The sequence below is a fragment of the Paraburkholderia ribeironis genome, from assembly GCF_900019265.1.
GTDB lineage: Bacteria > Pseudomonadota > Gammaproteobacteria > Burkholderiales > Burkholderiaceae > Paraburkholderia > Paraburkholderia ribeironis.
The window spans coordinates 1-16,218 of record NZ_CYGX02000105.1 but is presented as its reverse complement, the minus strand read 5'-3'; the positions used below and the strand labels follow the sequence as shown (position 1 = coordinate 16,218).

The window sequence follows — 16,218 nt, the reverse complement described above, 5'->3', positions numbered from 1 at the left end:
GGTACGCAGACTAACTCTTCAGGAATCCATAATTAAAACGTTTGTGATGCCGCATACCGTCACCAACAATATGATCGGCAGGCACGACCCCGCGCAAAACGGCACGCTCAGCGCCATTGCTCGGTCAGTTCATTAGCCAATACCAGCTTCTCGCGGACCACGTCGACCAGACCCGCGTCGATACCACCTTGCACCTTGAGGAATTTCAGCGCGGCGGAATGCACGGCACGCATCGAGCGTCCGTCGATCCCGGCAATGCGCGCCGCGCTGCGCCGCGTCTCTTCGACCAGATCACGGGCGCTGCTGAAGTCGGGTGACAAGCCGCTCTGCGCTTCGAAGCCTGCACGCAAATCCGCAGCGTAGTCGCGCGACTGCCCAAGCCGGTCGATGTCGACCAGCAAATCGACGCCCTGGGCGACTCGCAGCGCACTGAGAATCCACAGCGCGACGAACGCGCGATATGCGTTATTGCCTTCGGCGGTGCGGGCATACTGCTCGCACGCAAGCGCATACGCGTCGTCAGACATCGAGGCCGCGGGCGGCAAACTCACACCGCACGCATCAAGTGCCTGCCTGACCAGCGGGTCCGACTGGTTTAGACCGAGCACGCGAAACGGCGCGGCGACAAAAAACGGGTTACTCCATTGCTGACTGAGCAGCCATCCCGACGCGAACTGCGACGCGGGATTGCGCAGCACGCCGACGTGCATCGCCTGCCCAAAGGCCCGCTTCAGCCACGGCAGCCGACCCGACGAACGGCAGAACTTGAACACCGGCACGCTGCCCCGCTCGACGGTGCGCTCGCACAGATTGCGCAAATAGGCTTGTAACGCGGGAAATTCCGCATCCGGCATGCTCGCGAACCGATCGATGCTAAAGCGCTTGCTATACCCGGCGACACCTCGCGCACCCTGCTGAAGGAATGGCCGGTACTCGTCGAAGTACGGCGCGGCGAGCGGTGGATGCCCCGAGGTCAGCGTAGGGCGCGACGCGGAAATATCGGCCAGGCTCAACTCGGCGAGCACGTTGCTGAGCGGTTCATAGAAACCGGTCGCCGCGTCGAGTTCACGCAGGCGCGACCAGACCCATGTCCCCGCGCTGCGCCAGCCAGTGTGCAGAAATACCGCCTGTTTCAGCGCGCGGTTCAGCGTGGCGTCGCCCGGGCGGCGCGCCGGGTCGTTCGAGGCGGCCTGCGCGTCGGCGGCGCTAGACGGGCCATTCGACGGCCCCTGTGACAACGGCATTGGACTTCCCTTCTCAAGAAAGCGACATCGGTTCCATGGAAAGCGGACGGCTGCCCGCATCACGCGATCAAAACGGATACTTTAGCGGGTCGAGCTGTCGGCTGCGTTACGGCAGCGGCACTTTACCCGGCAATGCGGATTTGCGTTCATGCACGCGGGCACTGCACAGACACGGCGACACACCGCGATACACCGCAAAACACCGCGACACACCGCGCGGCAATGGAACGATGCAGCCAAACGCATTATGCTGCCAGACTTCCGCACTCACACGTCGCTGACATGAACGATTCGGCCGATATCCGCTTCCTGTTGACCCTGCGCGAAAGCGGCAGCCTGATCGCGGCGGCGCGCAAGCTCGGGCTGTCGCCGTCGGCGATCACGCAGCGCCTGCAGCAACTCGAGAAGAAGCTGGGCGCGCAACTCGTGAACCGCACCGCACGCCGTTTGCATTTCACCGACGAAGGCACGCTGCTGTGCGAACGTGGCGCCGAACTCGTCGAGCAGTTCGACGCGCTGTTCGAAGACTTGCAGATGCGCCGCGGCGGTCTGGTCGGCACGCTGAGAATCAATGCGCCGCTGGGATTCGGTCGGCGCCACCTCGCGCCGGCGATTGCCGACTTCCAGCAGCAGAACCCCGATATCGACATCTCGCTCACGCTGTCCGACCGGCCATTGACGCAGACGCCGGATCGCTTCGATATCGTCGTGCATATCGGCGAGTTGCCGCTTTCGAATCTGGTCGGCTATGCGATTGCGCCGAACGCGCGCTTCGTCTGCGCGGCGCCCGCACTGCTCAGACGTGTGGGCACGCCGGAGTCGCCGGACGATTTGAGTAAGCTGCCGTGCATCGTGCTGCGCGAGAACAACGAAGACGTCTCGCTCTGGCAGTTCAGCAAGGGTCGCACGCGCCGCAGCGTGCGCGTGCCCGCGCACCTGAGTTGCAACGACGGCGACGTGATCCGTCAATGGGCCTGCGAAGGCCGCGGCGTGATCCTGCGCTCCGAGTGGGACGTGGCCGACGACCTCGCAAAAGGAAGACTCGTGCGTTTGCTGCCGGGATGGAAAGCGCCGGATGCGAATGTGATTGCGCTCACGCATCAGCGCGCGGGTCTGCCGGCGCGCACCCGCCATTTCATGCAGTACTTGCAGAGTCGCTTCAGGCCGCTGCCACCCTGGCGGCAATGAACGAGCAATTGACGCGCCAAGGCGAAAATTCAGTCTAACTGAATCTAGGAATCGAATTATCTGAACGCCGGGGCATCAGCGAAACTTTATAATCGGCTCACCGTCCACAGCCGGCCAGATCATGACTTCCGCCTCCGTTCCCGCTGCCTTCCCCAGGGCGGTTCTGTTTGATCTTCTGACCGCCCTGCTCGACTCATGGACCTCATGGAACCACGCGGCCGGGTCCGAGCAGGCGGGACGTGCATGGCGCGCAGCCTATTTGCGCCTGACCTATGGCTGCGGCCAATACATTGCGTACGAACAACTGGTGCGCGACGCCGCCGCGGAAGTCGGCCTGCCGGAATCCGCCGTGCGCTCACTCGAAGCAGACTGGCTGAACCTGACTCCGTGGCGCGGCGCGCTGGACGCGTTGCGAGCGCTCGAACCGCACTGCAAGCTGGCGGTCGTCACCAATTGCTCCACTCGCCTCGGCACCCAGGCCGCGCGCCTTTTTCCGATCCGCTGGGACGCGATCGTGACCGCCGAGGAAGCCGGCGTCTACAAGCCTAACGCTCGCCCCTATCGGCTCGCGCTCGAAAAGCTCGGCGTGCAAGCCAATGAAGCCGCATTCGTGGCGGGGTCCAGCTACGACATGTTCGGCACCGCTGCCGTCGGCTTGCGGACATACTGGCACAACCACGTCGGTCTGCCGCTCGTCGCCGGTGCGCCGCCGCCCGAGTTCGAGGCGCCGACCCTCGACTCGTTGCTGCCATGGCTCGGCCGTTTCGGCCTGCGCCCCCAAACCATCTGATTGCCCCGTGAAAACATGAAACTCGAACAGATCGAAACCCCTGCCGCGCTGATCGACATCGCCCGGATGCAGAAGAACATTGCGCGCATGCAGGCGCACATGAACACGCTGGGCGTCGCGTTTCGCCCGCACGTGAAGACCACCAAATGCATCGACGTGGTAAGCGCGCAGCTCGCCGCGGGCGCGCACGGCATCACGGTGTCGACGCTGAAGGAAGCTGAGGCCTTCTTTGCTGCGGGCATCGACGACATTCTTTACGCCGTCAGCATCGCGCCGTCCAAGCTGCCAAGAGCGCTGGCGTTGCGTCGTCAGGGCTGCGATCTGAAGCTGGTAGTGGACAACCCGACCGCTGCATCGGCGATCGCCGCATTCGGCGATCAGCATGGCGAGACCTTCGACGTGTGGATCGAAGTGGACACCGACGGGCATCGCTCGGGCATCACGCCGGAACAGGACGCGTTGCTCGAAGTCGGCCGGATCCTGCATCAGAACGGTGTCAAGGTGGGCGGCGTGATGACCCATGCGGGGTCGAGCTACGAGCTCGACACTCCGCAAGCGCTCGCCGCGCTCGCGGAGCAGGAGCGTGCTGGCTGCGTACGCGCGGCGCAACGGCTACGCGAAGCCGGCATCGCGTGCCCGGCGGTCAGCGTCGGCTCGACGCCGACCGCGCTTGCCGCCGCGCAACTCGATGGCGTCACTGAAGTTCGCGCGGGTGTCTACGTGCTGTTCGATCTGGTCATGCACAACGTCGGCGTATGCGCGCTCGACGATATCGCGCTCAGCGTGCTGGCCACCGTGATCGGCCATCAGACGGACAAGGGCTGGGCAATTCTCGACGCGGGCTGGATGGCGCTGAGCCGCGATCGCGGCACGTCGAAGCAATCGCACGACTTCGGCTACGGTCAGCCGTGTCTGCTGAACGGCACCTTGCTGCCCGACTATGTGGTGAGCGGCGCCAATCAGGAGCACGGGATTCTGTCGTCGGTGCAAGGCGGCGCGCACGTCGACGACATCGCGCAGCGCTTTCCGATCGGCATGAAGCTGCGCATCCTGCCCAATCACGCTTGCGCGACCGGCGCGCAGTTTCCCGAGTATCACGCGGTCGCGCCGGACGGCAACAGCGCGGCGTGGCGACGCTTGCAGGGCTGGTGACGCAGACTGCGCCCTGAGCCGTCAGGTCACTCGTCGTCTTCCGCGAGGCCGGCCAGCAGATCGTCGACGGCGCGATACACGCGCTCGACGATCTCCGGCCCCACCTTGCGCTCCAGTTCGCGATAGTGCGCTTCGAGCTCCTTCGAAATCACGCGCACCAACTCCACGCTCGTGTCCGTCAGCGACACCAGCACGCGGCGCTGATCTTCCGCAAAGCGCTCCTTGGTCACGAGTTCCATGCTCTCCATCCGCGCGAGCACGCCGGCCATGCTCGGGCTCGAGATCGTGCAGATATCGGAGATGTGACGCGGCTCCATCGGACCGTGCTCGTCAAGCGCGCGAATCACGCGCCATTGCTGTTCGGTCAGTCCGTGCGCGGTAATCAACGGACGGAACCGCTCCATCATTTTTTCTCTGGCACGCAACAACAACATCGGCAGGTTGCGATGCAAAACTCGGGTGGAAGCAGCGGACATGTTGGAATGGAATAAAAAGCAGCCGTCGAAGCTTAAGGGAAAACCCGCGATCAACCCACAGACTATTGACCGTGAATCATATCAAGCGCAATACTACTAACATGTTAGTGTTTTCGCCGAGACATCCAAGATATTCCCGAGAGACAGTTCACTCATGTTTGTCCTTGCCGATCACCTGCTGCACCCCGAAGGCGACGCGCTGCCTCGCGACATTGACGCTCGCACCACGTCCGCGCTGCTCGCACGCGGCATTGCGTGTCGAGCGCCGGTTAGCGGCGCAGTTTATGGCACCCTGCTGAACGACCGTGCTACGTTGGACGCGTTGGGTGATGCACTGCATGCCGCGCCGTATAAGGCGCCGCCGCAAGCACCGATCCTCTATCTGAAACCGCGCAATACGCTCGCCGGACATCGCGCACGAGTCGTCGTGCCGGACGACACAGCGGGGGTGGAGGTCGGCGCATCGCTGGGTATCGTGATCGGCCGCACTGCAACGCGGGTCAGCGCGGATCGCGCGTCCGATCATATCGCCGGCTACACGCTGGTCGCCGATCTCAGCGTGCCGCACGCCAGCGTATATCGGCCCTCGGTGCGCCTGCGTGCACGCGACGGTTTCTGTGTGATCGGGCCAGCCGTGGTCGCAGCGCGTCATGTTGCAACGCCGGACAATCTCGACATCGAGGTTGCGCTCAACGGTCAACCGACCTTCACCGCGAGCACCGCGTCGTCGGTACGCAACGTGGCGCAACTGCTCGCCGACGTCACCGATTTCATGACGCTCAGCGCGGGCGACGTGATTACGCTGGGCGTGCGTCATGGTTCGCCCGTCGCGCACATCGGCGACATCGCCACGCTATCGATCGGCAATCTGCCACCGCTCGTGGTGTCGTTCGTCGGCGTGGATGAACATGCAGGAGAACCGTCATGATGCGCGGCCGTGTTGCATATGCAGGCGCGATTCACGAAGCCTATCCGCACGTCGATGGCGTGCGCCTCGCCGACGGCCGCGTGCGTCGCGAGGATGAGGTGGTCTGGCTCGCGCCCGTCGAAGTCGGCACGATCGTCGCGCTCGGCCTGAACTACGCCGAGCACGCCAGAGAACTGCAGTTCAGCAGGCAGGAAGAGCCGCTCGTCTTTCTCAAGGGACCGGGCACGGTGCTCGGTCATCGCGGCGTCACGCGCCGCCCCGCCGACGCCACCTTCATGCACTACGAGTGCGAACTGGCGGTCGTGATCGGTCGGACTGCGCAGCACGTCAAGCGTGAAAACGCGATGCAGCATGTGGCCGGCTACATGATCGCCAACGACTACGCGATCCGCGACTACCTCGAGAATTACTATCGTCCCAACCTGCGCGTCAAGAATCGCGATGGCGGCACCGTGCTCGGCCCGTGGTTCGTCGACGCCGCCGATATCGCCGACGTCACGCAACTGGCGTTGCGTACTTTCGTGAACGGCACGCGCCAGCAGCACGGCAACACGCGCGATCTCGTCACCGACATCCCCGCGCTGATCGAATATCTGAGCGGTTTCATGACGCTCGCGGCCGGCGACGTGATCCTGACCGGCACGCCGGAAGGCATCGTCAACGTGAATGTGGGTGACGAAGTGATCTGCGAAATCGACGGCCTCGGCCGCCTCGCCAATACGATTGGCTCCGACGCGGACTTCGGTCGCGCCTGACGAACAGTGAAAGGAAAAAGGACAACGCAATGCGAATCGACCATCTGATCGGCGGTCAGGCGTGCGCCGCGCAAGACTATTTCGAAACCGTCAATCCGGCCACCCAGGAGGTGCTTGCGGAAGTGGCGCGAGGCGGTGCGAAGGAAGCCAACGCCGCCGTGCGCGCGGCGAAAGACGCGTTTCCCGCCTGGGCCGCCAAACCCGCCACGGAACGCGCAAAGCTGGTCCGCAAGCTCGGCGAGCTGATCGCGAAGAACGTCCCTGAAATTTCGGAAACCGAAACAAAAGACACCGGCCAGACGATTTCGCAAACGCGCAAGCAACTCGTGCCGCGCGCCGCCGACAACTTCAGCTACTTTGCCGAGATGTGCACGCGCGTCGACGGCCATACCTATCCCACCGACACGCATCTGAACTACACGCTGTTTCATCCGGTCGGCGTCTGTGCGCTCATTTCGCCATGGAACGTGCCATTCATGACCGCCACGTGGAAAGTCGCGCCCTGCCTCGCTTTCGGCAACACCGCCGTGCTGAAGATGAGCGAACTGTCGCCGCTCACGGCGTCGATGCTCGGCCAGCTCGCACTCGAAGCCGGCATTCCGGCGGGCGTACTGAACGTCGTGCACGGCTTTGGCAAGGAAGCCGGCGAGCCACTGGTCGCGCATCCCGACGTGCATGCGGTGTCGTTTACGGGGTCGACCGCAACCGGCAATTGCATCGTGCAAACCGCCGGGCTGAAAAAGTTTTCGATGGAGCTCGGCGGCAAGTCGCCGTTCGTGATTTTCGACGACGCCGACTTCGAACGCGCGCTCGACGCCGCCGTGTTCATGATCTTCTCGAACAACGGCGAACGCTGCACGGCGGGTTCGCGCATTCTGGTGCAAAGTTCGATTTACGCGCGCTTTGCCGAGCGGTTCATCGAGCGTGCGAAGCGTTTGGCGGTGGGCGATCCCCTTGCCGACACCACCATTGTCGGCCCGATGATCAGCCAGGGGCATCTGGCGAAGGTGCGCAGCTATATCGAGCTGGGTCCGAAAGAAGGCGCGACGCTCGCGTGCGGCGGCCTCGACACACCTGATTTGCCCGACGCCATGCGCAAAGGCAACTTCGTCATGCCGACGGTGTTCGTCGACGTCGATAACCGCATGCGTATCGCGCAGGAAGAAATCTTCGGCCCGGTCGCGTGCCTGATTCCGTTCGACGACGAAGCCGACGCGATCAGACTCGCCAACGACATCTCCTACGGCCTGTCGAGCTACATCTGGACCGAAAACACGGGCCGCGCGCATCGCGTTGCCGCCGCCGTCGAAGCCGGCATGTGCTTCGTCAACAGTCAGAACGTGCGCGACCTGCGCCAGCCGTTCGGCGGCACCAAGGCGTCTGGCGTGGGTCGCGAAGGCGGCACGTGGAGCTATGAAGTGTTCCTCGAACCCAAGAATGTCTGCGTGTCGCTCGGCTCGCATCCTATCCCGCGCTGGGGTGCCTGACGCGCAGCGACGTTTCGAAACGGTGTGCGCGAATGCAGCGTGCGTCGCGCCATACACAGAAGAGGAGGCCGCAATGGGCAAGCTCGCGTTGGCAGCAAAAGTGACTCACGTGCCGTCGTTGTATCTGTCCGAACTCGACGGTCCGCATAAAGGTTGCCGTCAGCCCGCGATCGACGGCCATCATGAAATCGGCCGGCGTTGCCGCGAGCTGGGCGTGGATACGATCGTCGTGTTCGACGTCCATTGGCTCGTGAATAGCGAGTACCACATCAATTGCGCGCCGAAGTTCGAAGGTGTGTACACGAGCAATGAGCTGCCGCATTTCATCAAGAACATGCCGTACTCGTTTCCGGGCAATGTCGGACTCGGCAACCTGATCGCGGAAGTCGCCAACGAAATGGGCGTGAAAAGTCGTGCGCACAGCGAGACCACGCTCGGCCTCGAGTACGGCACGCTGGTGCCGCTGCGCTATATGAATAGCGATCAGCATTTCAAGGCAGTGTCGGTGGCGGGCTGGTGCATGTGGCACGAGCTCGAAACCAGTGCGCGCTTCGGTCTCGCGGTACGCAAGGCGATCGAGGAACGTTACGACGGCACTGTCGCGATTCTGGCGAGCGGCTCGCTCAGTCATCACTTCGCCAACAACGGTACGGCCGAGCAATTCATGCACAAGGTGTGGAGCCCGTTTCTCGAACGCATGGACCGCAGCGTGGTCGAGTTGTGGGAAGCGGGCGACTGGACGACCTTCTGCGAGATGCTGCCGCTGTACAACGAAAAATGCTGGGGCGAAGGCGGCATGCACGACACCGCGATGCTGCTCGGCGCACTCGGTTGGGATCGCTACGACGGCAAGGTGGAAGTCATCACGCCGTACTTCGGCAGTTCGGGCACCGGCCAGATCAATGCGATCTTTCCGGTGACGCCGCTGCCTGCCTGAGTTTTGAGGAGATCAACGTGCCGCATCTCACACTTGAATACAGCGCCAATCTCGCCGGTGAGGAAAAAATCGGCCAACTATGCATCGCGCTCGCACAGTGCCTCGACGCGCAACGCGAGAACGGGCAACGGGTTTATCCGCTTGGCGGCATCCGCGTGCGCGCATTGCGCTGCGACCACTACTGCATCGCCGACGGCCGCCCCGACACCGCGTTCCTGCACGCGAATCTGAAGATCGCCGCGGGCCGCTCCGACAGCATAAAAACGGCCACCGGCGACGCGCTGTTTGCGCTGATCAAGCAACACTTCGCGACTGAATTCGAACGGCAAGGTCTGGCGTTGTCGCTGGAGATCAACGAATTCAGCGAAGCCGGCACATGGAAGCACAACAATCTGCACGCACGGCTCAAAGGCTGAGATCTGCTGACCTCGATTGATTTCTGCTCACCTCGGCCGACCTCTGCTATCCGAGCCCGCAGCGGCTCATCGAGAATCCATCATGCTAGACGAACAGACTATCCGCGATCTCGCGGCGCAACTCGACCGCGCGGAGAAAACGCGCACGCCATTGCGTCACTTCTCGGCCCAGTATCCGCAGATGACCGTGCAGGACGGTTACGCGATTCAACGCGAATGGGTCAGGCTCAAGCTCGCCGAAGGTCACGTCATCAAGGGTCGCAAAATCGGCTTGACCTCACGCGCGATGCAGCGCTCGTCGCAGATCGAGGAACCCGACTACGCGCCGCTGCTCGACAGCATGTTCATCGAAAACGGGCAGGACATTCGCGCGGACCGCTTTATCGCGCCGCGCGTCGAAGTGGAGCTGGCGTTCGTGCTCAGCAAACCGCTGAAGGGCCCGGGCGTCACGCTGTTCGATGTACTGGACGCCACCGCTTACGTAACGCCCGCCGTGGAGATCATCGACGCGCGCATCGAACAGTTCGACCGCGAGACCAAAGCGCCGCGCAAGGTCTACGACACGATCTCGGACTTCGCCGCGAACGCGGGCATCGTGCTCGGCGGGCGTCCGGTGCGTCCGCTGGATGTCGATCTGCGCTGGGTTGGCGCGTTGCTCTACAAGAACGGCGTCGTCGAGGAAAGCGGACTGGCAGCCGCGGTGTTGAATCACCCTGCAACGGGCGTGGCCTGGCTCGCCAACAAGATCGCGCCGTACGACGAAATGCTCAACGCGAACGACGTGATCCTGAGCGGCTCCTTCACGAGCCCAATCCCGGCGCACGCAGGCGACACGTTCCACGTCGACTATGGTCCGCTCGGCGGCATTGGTTTGAACTTCATCTGAGTGGATCGACATGTCTGTACCGCACAACACCTTCAAACGCGCGCTCGCTGAAGGCACGCCGCAATTCGGCCTGTGGGCCGCGCTCGCCGATGCCTACGTGACCGAGTTGCTGGCCACCGCGGGTTTCGATTGGCTGCTGATCGACAACGAGCACGCGCCTAACGACGTGCGCAGCACGCTGTCGCAATTGCAGGCGGTAGCCGCGTATGCGTCGCATCCGGTGGTGCGGCCGGTGCGCAGCGACACCGCGTTGATCAAGCAGTTGCTCGACATCGGCGCGCAAACCCTGCTGTTGCCGATGATCGACACGGCCGACCAGGCCGCCGACGCGGTGGCGGCCACGCGTTATCCGCCGCAGGGCGTGCGCGGTGTGGGCAGTGCGTTGGCGCGCGCTTCGCGCTGGAACCGGATCCCCGACTACCTGAATGCGGCGGCCGACGAACTGTGCGTGCTGGTGCAGGTGGAAAGCGTGCAGGCGATGGACAATCTCGCGGCGATTGCAGGCGTGGAAGGCGTCGACGGCGTGTTCTTCGGGCCGGCGGACCTGAGTGCGTCGATGGGCCTGCTCGGCAAGCCCGGCGACGCAAGCGTGCGCGAAGCGATTCGCCACGGCATCGCGACCGTGCGCAACGCGGGCAAAGCGGCGGGCGTGCTGGCCCCCGATCCCGCGATTGCCGCCGACTATCTCGCGGCGGGCGCGGCCTTCGTGGCAGTCGGCACGGATACAGGCTTGCTGAGCCGCGCGGCGGCGGATCTGGCGGCGTCGTACAAGAAAACCACGACGGTGGCGGCACAGGTCAAGGGCGGATACTGAACGAACCCACTCGCCAGCGTGGGAATACAAGCGCTTCGCCCGAGCCTGCACCCGTTGCGGCGCGGCCATCGCGTTCGCCTTGGATCGGCCTGCAAACCCATGCGCCGAATGCCCGCCTGCGCTTGATCGCATTTCATCACGCGGGCGGCAACGCGAGCTTCTAACAGCCTTCGCTGAAAGAGCGGTTCTGTTGCAGGAAGAGGCCGGGTTAAAATTGGGCAGCAAAATTTTTGAGCTGTCCGATGAAGCGGACCAAGACACGGCGAACTACGCTTTCCGCGAACCTGGCCAAGGTCCTGAAGCGGCTTCACTATCCGCCTGAAGTGATTTTGCGGTCCCCCAAGGGGACTTCCTTCGGGGCGTGCGCACGATGGTACGTGGCCCATCCGTTAAGCGCTAATGCCTGGCAAACCGGTCGACATCGTGCAATTGCACCGCGAACTCGCGCAATGGCCCGATCACACCCAAGCCGCGTCCCGCCGGTGGGCGCCACATAAGCCGACGACTACGCCAATGGACATTCGATGCGGCACCGCGGGCTGGACCGACAAAACGCTGATTGCATGCAAGCGCTTTTACCCGCGCGGCAGCAGCAGCGCCGAAGCCCGTCTGCGCTTCTATGCGTCGCAGTTCCCGCTGGTCGAAGTTGATTCGGCCTACTATGCAATTCCGTCGGCAAGCAATTCGCAGTTATGGACCGAGCGCACGCCCGAAGACTTCACGTTCAACTTCAAGGCGTTTCGCCTTTTCACGGGGCATCAGACGTCGCCCGACGCGCTGCCCAAAGACATCGCGACGGCACTGCCTGACGGTCTCACCGGTCCGCGCAAGAAGAACGTGTACTACCGGGATATGCCAGCCGACATCCTCGACGAATTGTGGCGGCGCTATCGCGAAACGCTCGAACCGCTGCGCGCGACTGGCCGTCTCGGCGCGGTGCTGTTCCAGTTCGCGCCATGGATCACGCGCGCACCGGACGGGCTCGCGCTCGTCGAAGAATGCCGGCTTCGGATGGCGGACTACCTGATGGCCGCGGAGTTTCGCAATCAATCGTGGTTCGACGAACAGCACGCGGCGTGGACGCTCGATTTCATGCGTGAACGCAGCCTCGTACACGTGATCGTCGACGCCCCGTCGAACGTGACCAACCGCGTGCACACCGTATGGGAAGCCACTCATCCCGCACTCGCGATGGTGCGTTTGCATGGGCGCAATGCGCAGACATGGAATCCGACGGGCGCGGCAGGTGCCGCCGAGCGCTTCGACTACGACGACTCGGAACTGCGCGAACTGGCCGTCCCAATCCGCGCAATCGCGACGCGCGCCGGCCGCACGCATGTGATTTTCAATAATTGTTTCGAGGATCAGGGGCAACGCAATGCGCGCACGCTGATGCGTCTGCTGGGCGGCGCGGCGACCATGCCGGCGTCAGCGTAAGCGTACGGGCGGGTTCTTGACGAACGCCTGTTGCTCGACTGCCAGCAGGATTGATTCGTCACAAAGAAATCGAAACACAGTGAGGTACGCGCCCTCTTGAAGCGCTTGCCACAATCAAAACCTCATTGGCGATGCGGACACCAGAACGTCTGCACGCATTCGCTCGCAATGAGCGATATTTCGCGCCGCAGAAAGACCATTTGCATCTGAGCCAATGCTCATATTCAATGACAAACAATGTCAAATCCGCCTTCGTTCAGATTCATCCGATGTTCAAGGACACTGCACCCTGTGTAGCCTGACTCGTCAAAGCTCGGCGCAACGGACGGATAACTAAATGTCAAACAGTACTACTGAATACGTGATCGCGACTATCGACTCGTTACATTCGGAATCAAGGTACGCGAACGCAAAGGTATTCCCTGTCTTTTCGAATCCCTTATACGGGTGGCCTGAACAGATTGACGCCATGAGCGACGGTGACACACATGCGTAAGGCGGTGATACGACATGGCGACCCGACCACGACGGGCGGATTTGTGATTGCCTATTCGTCGACGATTCATGACGACGGCAAAAAAGTTGCACTGAGTGGAGACGAAGCGACCTGCGGCAACTGTAACGGCACGTTCAAGATATTTGGGACCGGGGAGGGAATGTCCGAGAAAAGACGCGTTGTCGTAGTCGAATACGATCTTGTGCTTTGCCCTTGCAAGCGGAATCGCGTGATAGTCGGCAACAATCCCGGCATCTTTCTCCAATGCGACGATGGCCGGCCGGATAGCGTATCTACCAGTGCAGCAACTACGGCGGGCGCGTCATCGACAACGGTTTCAGTGTATGACGAACAGGTATGCGCCGCCGCGGCGGAAGCGACGCTCGCGGGCTACCCGTACTACATTGAAACCGCAGACGGCTGCATCGAGTCGGGGCGGATCGATGCGAACGGGAGATTACCTCGCATTGCTACCGGAGCGGGCGCCGACGAGTACACCGTGTATTGGGGCGACGAAGCCCTCGCAAAAGAGTTTGGGGTTTGAATAGTGCCGAACAGAAAAACCGTAGTCAAAACCAATCCGACGCCAAACTCCATCAAGCAGGTTCAGTTAAGTGCCGTGACGTTCCAGGAGCTATGGGAAAACTACCCATCACGCGATCCTTATGACAATCCGGACTACCCCGACCAGTGTGCGATTCGCATGAGCGTGACCTTCCATCATGTCGGCATTGAGATGAAGTCGTTTTCATCAAAACTGATCAAGCCACCAAGGGACCAGCCGAGCATCGGGCGTATCCTTCTCGACGGGAAAGTCACGGCTACGCGGGCCAACGAGCTTGGTGAGTGGCTGAAGCTACAGCCTATCGCCGGCATCGGCAAGCCTGAGAATACGACTGGGACTGACTGGGTATCCCGGGTCAAAGGTCGCACCGGCATCATCATGTTTGACGGCTATTGGGCACGCGATGGCGAATCATCCGGCAGTATAAGCGGCGGTCACATTGATCTATGGAACGGCGAGAAATTGACGGGCATGGGCACGGGCCTGAGAGTGAGCTGGAATATTGTGATCCCCGGTATCTGGTCAGACTTCCGGAAATCAAAAACGATTCTGTTCTTTCCTGTGAAATGAAACTTACAAGGGTCGTCGTTGGTATCACGTTAGGGGCAGTCTCTGCTACTGTCCTCGCGTGGCTTGGTCTGTATCTGTGCGGTGTTTTCGTCCTGCATGGCAAAGGAAGTTTGTTCGATGCTTCCCGCACGGCAGAACACGCGTTTTTTATCTTCTGGTTTGCATTAACGGCCATTGCCTCAATTATGGGCGGATATCTCGGCTACACAGACAGCGCGAGACGCAAACAGAACTAATAAAACAGCCGGAAAAGAACGACACTTAAGCAAGGTTGGAGGTAACAGTTCTTAGCATATAGACCAATTGCTTCGAGGATCAGGGGCAACGCAATGCGCGCACGCTGATGGCGATTCTGGGCAGCGACGCAGTTGATTGACGGAACACGATCAGTAGTTGATTGAATCGCACGTAACTTGACCAGCACTACTCCTTGGCAGATCAAGCAGCGTCAATCACGAAGCCGCCGCCATCCAGATGAGGTTAGAATCGCGCGATGACTCGATACGTCGCTTTCCTGCGCGCCGTGAATGTCGGCGGCACCGGCAAACTCCCCATGTCCGAACTGCGGAGCATGTGCGAGTCCATTGGCTGCACGAATGTGCGCACCTATATCGCAAGCGGCAATGTCGTCTTCGACAGCAAACTCGGTGAAGCGGCTGTGAAGACTCGTCTGGAGCGTTGCCTCGCGACCTATGCGGGCAAACCAGTGGGCGTTCTGATCCGCACCGCAGCGGAGCTGGCCGCGGTTCTCGCTGGCAATCCGTTCACCCGCGCCGAACCGGACCGTCGCCATCTTCCTCGATGAACCGCCCCCCGCCGACACCCTGGCTCACGCGAGCGGCCAGCAGGAAGAAGAGATGGCACTCGGAACGCGGGAAATCTACGTGCACTACGGCAACGGGATGGCTCACTCGAAGCTGAAGATCCCGGCGGCAAAGACTGGCACGGCTCGCAATATGAACACGGTGGCGAAGCTCGTCGAATGGGCGATGGAATAGGTCGCCGACCCCGGGCAGGTCTGCGATCGTCAGCCGGCTATCGAAAACCACCGTGCCGCTCGCGCCAAACAACCGGATCGAAGCGCGCCATCGGCGCTGAGTCATCAGACGCGTCGATCTTTCCGCGTCAAGCCTGAGTGCTAATCATCCCGGTCGTCGTACCCGAGGCGAGCATCAACTGCACGAGTTCTGCAGTCGCGGTCTCGATTGCCGCGTTGATCGTCGATACCTGGCCTTGCAAGCTGCTTGCGCGCGCCGCCTGTTCGCTGGCCTAGGCTTCGTTGGTCGACGCTTGCGCGGCAGCGTCGGCGTGACCAGCCTGGCCGCTGCCAGCCGAGCCGCTCGCAGACGATACGTCCGCGGAGGCCGCGCTCCCGCCCGCTTGCGAGCCTTGCGCTCGCGACGCTTGCGCCTGTAAAGACGCGAGTTGCGCCTTCAGCGTCCTGATCAACTGTTCGAGTTGTTGTATCTCGACATCGGTGCTGCTCGAACTGCCGCTCGAGCTACTGCCGCCACCGCCGCCTCCACCTCCCCCGCCAGCTTTTTGCGCGCTGGTAGTCGAACCGGTGCCGCCGCTGCCCGATGCAGCCGACGACGCCGACGCAGTGGTCGTCGTGCCGGACTGCGAGTCGGACGACGTCGCAGTGGAACCCGACGCGGACGATGTCGACGACGCCGACGAAGCCGAGTCACTGCCGGTGGTTTGCCACGCTGCGACGTTCGTCGCCCCAGTGATCTGCATCAGCACACTCCTCTCTCTATGGATTGCCCGCCAGGCGGCTATTGCGCCGCAGCCCGCACTACGCCCGGATATCGAACCGCTTCGCACGATCCGCGTGTCGAGCCAAAGCGGAGCGCGAGCTTGCACGGCGCCAGGCCACCTGACAGAACTACGCCACTCCTATTCGGCATGTTTTCGCGAAACTTGAGGGCCGCGGCGAATTTTTTATTGAAGAATTGAATTAGGGAAGCGCTGATTAATGGACCAACTGACCGAGTTGCAGCCGAGAGGGCGTCGAATTTTCCGGATGACGAAGCGACTCGAAGCTGAACTCGGTGAATTGGCCGCGTAAACGGGC

At 62.0% G+C, this 16,218-nt stretch carries 17 protein-coding genes and 1 pseudogene; 15 read left to right on the top strand and 3 right to left on the bottom strand.

What is annotated here, in order from left to right; genetic code table 11:
- Nucleotides 1-107 precede the first annotated feature (107 nt).
- Complete coding sequence (locus tag BN2475_RS30545) at nucleotides 108-1,244, bottom strand: hypothetical protein (protein ID WP_245841697.1); 1,137 nt, start codon at nucleotides 1,242-1,244, stop codon at nucleotides 108-110.
- A 282-nt stretch (nucleotides 1,245-1,526) separates the two neighbouring features.
- On the opposite strand from BN2475_RS30545, the gene BN2475_RS30540 reads away from it, so the two are divergent.
- The 3 genes from BN2475_RS30540 to BN2475_RS30530 all read left to right on the top strand — a co-directional run bounded on the left by BN2475_RS30540 (nucleotide 1,527) and on the right by BN2475_RS30530 (nucleotide 4,374).
- A complete protein-coding gene (locus tag BN2475_RS30540) occupies nucleotides 1,527-2,432 on the top strand; it encodes a LysR family transcriptional regulator (RefSeq protein ID WP_094783119.1) in 906 nt (301 codons plus the stop codon).
- Nucleotides 2,433-2,553: 121 nt separating this feature from the next.
- The gene (locus BN2475_RS30535; protein WP_094783118.1) at nucleotides 2,554-3,222 is read left to right on the top strand and encodes an HAD family hydrolase; all 669 of its coding nucleotides are present in this window, start codon (nucleotides 2,554-2,556) and stop codon (nucleotides 3,220-3,222) included.
- A gap of 15 nt (nucleotides 3,223-3,237) precedes the next feature.
- Complete coding sequence (locus BN2475_RS30530) at nucleotides 3,238-4,374, top strand: DSD1 family PLP-dependent enzyme (protein ID WP_094783133.1); 1,137 nt, start codon at nucleotides 3,238-3,240, stop codon at nucleotides 4,372-4,374.
- Nucleotides 4,375-4,400: 26 nt separating this feature from the next.
- Here BN2475_RS30530 and hpaR read toward each other — a convergent pair whose 3' ends face one another.
- Nucleotides 4,401-4,808, bottom strand: coding sequence for a homoprotocatechuate degradation operon regulator HpaR (gene hpaR, locus BN2475_RS30525; RefSeq protein ID WP_094783132.1), 408 nt, complete (start codon nucleotides 4,806-4,808; stop codon nucleotides 4,401-4,403).
- A 196-nt stretch (nucleotides 4,809-5,004) separates the two neighbouring features.
- Here hpaR and BN2475_RS30520 point away from each other — a divergent pair, with 196 nt between their 5' ends.
- From BN2475_RS30520 to BN2475_RS34445, 12 genes and pseudogenes are all read left to right on the top strand, one after another.
- On the top strand, nucleotides 5,005-5,778 hold the full coding sequence (locus BN2475_RS30520) for a fumarylacetoacetate hydrolase family protein (protein WP_094783117.1): 774 nt from the start codon (nucleotides 5,005-5,007) through the stop codon (nucleotides 5,776-5,778).
- Nucleotides 5,775-6,533, top strand: coding sequence for a fumarylacetoacetate hydrolase family protein (locus BN2475_RS30515; RefSeq protein ID WP_094783116.1), 759 nt, complete (start codon nucleotides 5,775-5,777; stop codon nucleotides 6,531-6,533). Before BN2475_RS30520 ends, BN2475_RS30515 begins: the two co-directional genes overlap by 4 nt.
- 29 nt (nucleotides 6,534-6,562) lie before the next feature.
- Nucleotides 6,563-8,020, top strand: coding sequence for a 5-carboxymethyl-2-hydroxymuconate semialdehyde dehydrogenase (gene hpaE / locus BN2475_RS30510; RefSeq protein WP_094783115.1), 1,458 nt, complete (start codon nucleotides 6,563-6,565; stop codon nucleotides 8,018-8,020).
- Between the two features lie 73 nt (nucleotides 8,021-8,093).
- Entirely contained in the window at nucleotides 8,094-8,957 is an 864-nt protein-coding gene (gene hpaD, locus BN2475_RS30505) for a 3,4-dihydroxyphenylacetate 2,3-dioxygenase (protein ID WP_094783131.1), read from the top strand.
- Nucleotides 8,958-8,974: 17 nt separating this feature from the next.
- The gene (locus BN2475_RS30500; RefSeq protein ID WP_094783114.1) at nucleotides 8,975-9,373 is read left to right on the top strand and encodes a 5-carboxymethyl-2-hydroxymuconate Delta-isomerase; all 399 of its coding nucleotides are present in this window, start codon (nucleotides 8,975-8,977) and stop codon (nucleotides 9,371-9,373) included.
- Between the two features lie 82 nt (nucleotides 9,374-9,455).
- Nucleotides 9,456-10,259 (top strand): 2-oxo-hept-4-ene-1,7-dioate hydratase, encoded by an 804-nt coding sequence (gene hpaH / locus BN2475_RS30495; protein ID WP_094783113.1) that lies wholly within the window; start codon nucleotides 9,456-9,458, stop codon nucleotides 10,257-10,259.
- Between the two features lie 10 nt (nucleotides 10,260-10,269).
- Nucleotides 10,270-11,073, top strand: a complete 804-nt coding sequence (hpaI, locus tag BN2475_RS30490; RefSeq protein WP_094783112.1) for a 4-hydroxy-2-oxoheptanedioate aldolase — start codon at nucleotides 10,270-10,272, stop codon at nucleotides 11,071-11,073.
- A 513-nt stretch (nucleotides 11,074-11,586) separates the two neighbouring features.
- Entirely contained in the window at nucleotides 11,587-12,510 is a 924-nt protein-coding gene (locus tag BN2475_RS30485) for a DUF72 domain-containing protein (RefSeq protein ID WP_094783130.1), read from the top strand.
- Nucleotides 12,511-12,998: 488 nt separating this feature from the next.
- Nucleotides 12,999-13,550 (top strand): PAAR domain-containing protein, encoded by a 552-nt coding sequence (locus BN2475_RS30480; RefSeq protein WP_094783111.1) that lies wholly within the window; start codon nucleotides 12,999-13,001, stop codon nucleotides 13,548-13,550.
- Between the two features lie 3 nt (nucleotides 13,551-13,553).
- On the top strand, nucleotides 13,554-14,141 hold the full coding sequence (locus BN2475_RS30475) for a type VI secretion system amidase effector protein Tae4 (protein WP_094783110.1): 588 nt from the start codon (nucleotides 13,554-13,556) through the stop codon (nucleotides 14,139-14,141).
- Between the two features lie 493 nt (nucleotides 14,142-14,634).
- Nucleotides 14,635-15,139 (top strand): annotated as a pseudogene (locus BN2475_RS30465) (DUF1697 domain-containing protein).
- 137 nt (nucleotides 15,140-15,276) lie between these two features.
- On the top strand, nucleotides 15,277-15,414 hold the full coding sequence (locus BN2475_RS34445) for a hypothetical protein (RefSeq protein WP_159444634.1): 138 nt from the start codon (nucleotides 15,277-15,279) through the stop codon (nucleotides 15,412-15,414).
- Here BN2475_RS34445 and BN2475_RS34440 read toward each other — a convergent pair.
- Nucleotides 15,411-15,881 (bottom strand): hypothetical protein, encoded by a 471-nt coding sequence (locus BN2475_RS34440; protein ID WP_094783108.1) that lies wholly within the window; start codon nucleotides 15,879-15,881, stop codon nucleotides 15,411-15,413. The genes BN2475_RS34445 and BN2475_RS34440 overlap by 4 nt on opposite strands.
- Nucleotides 15,882-16,218 lie beyond the last annotated feature (337 nt).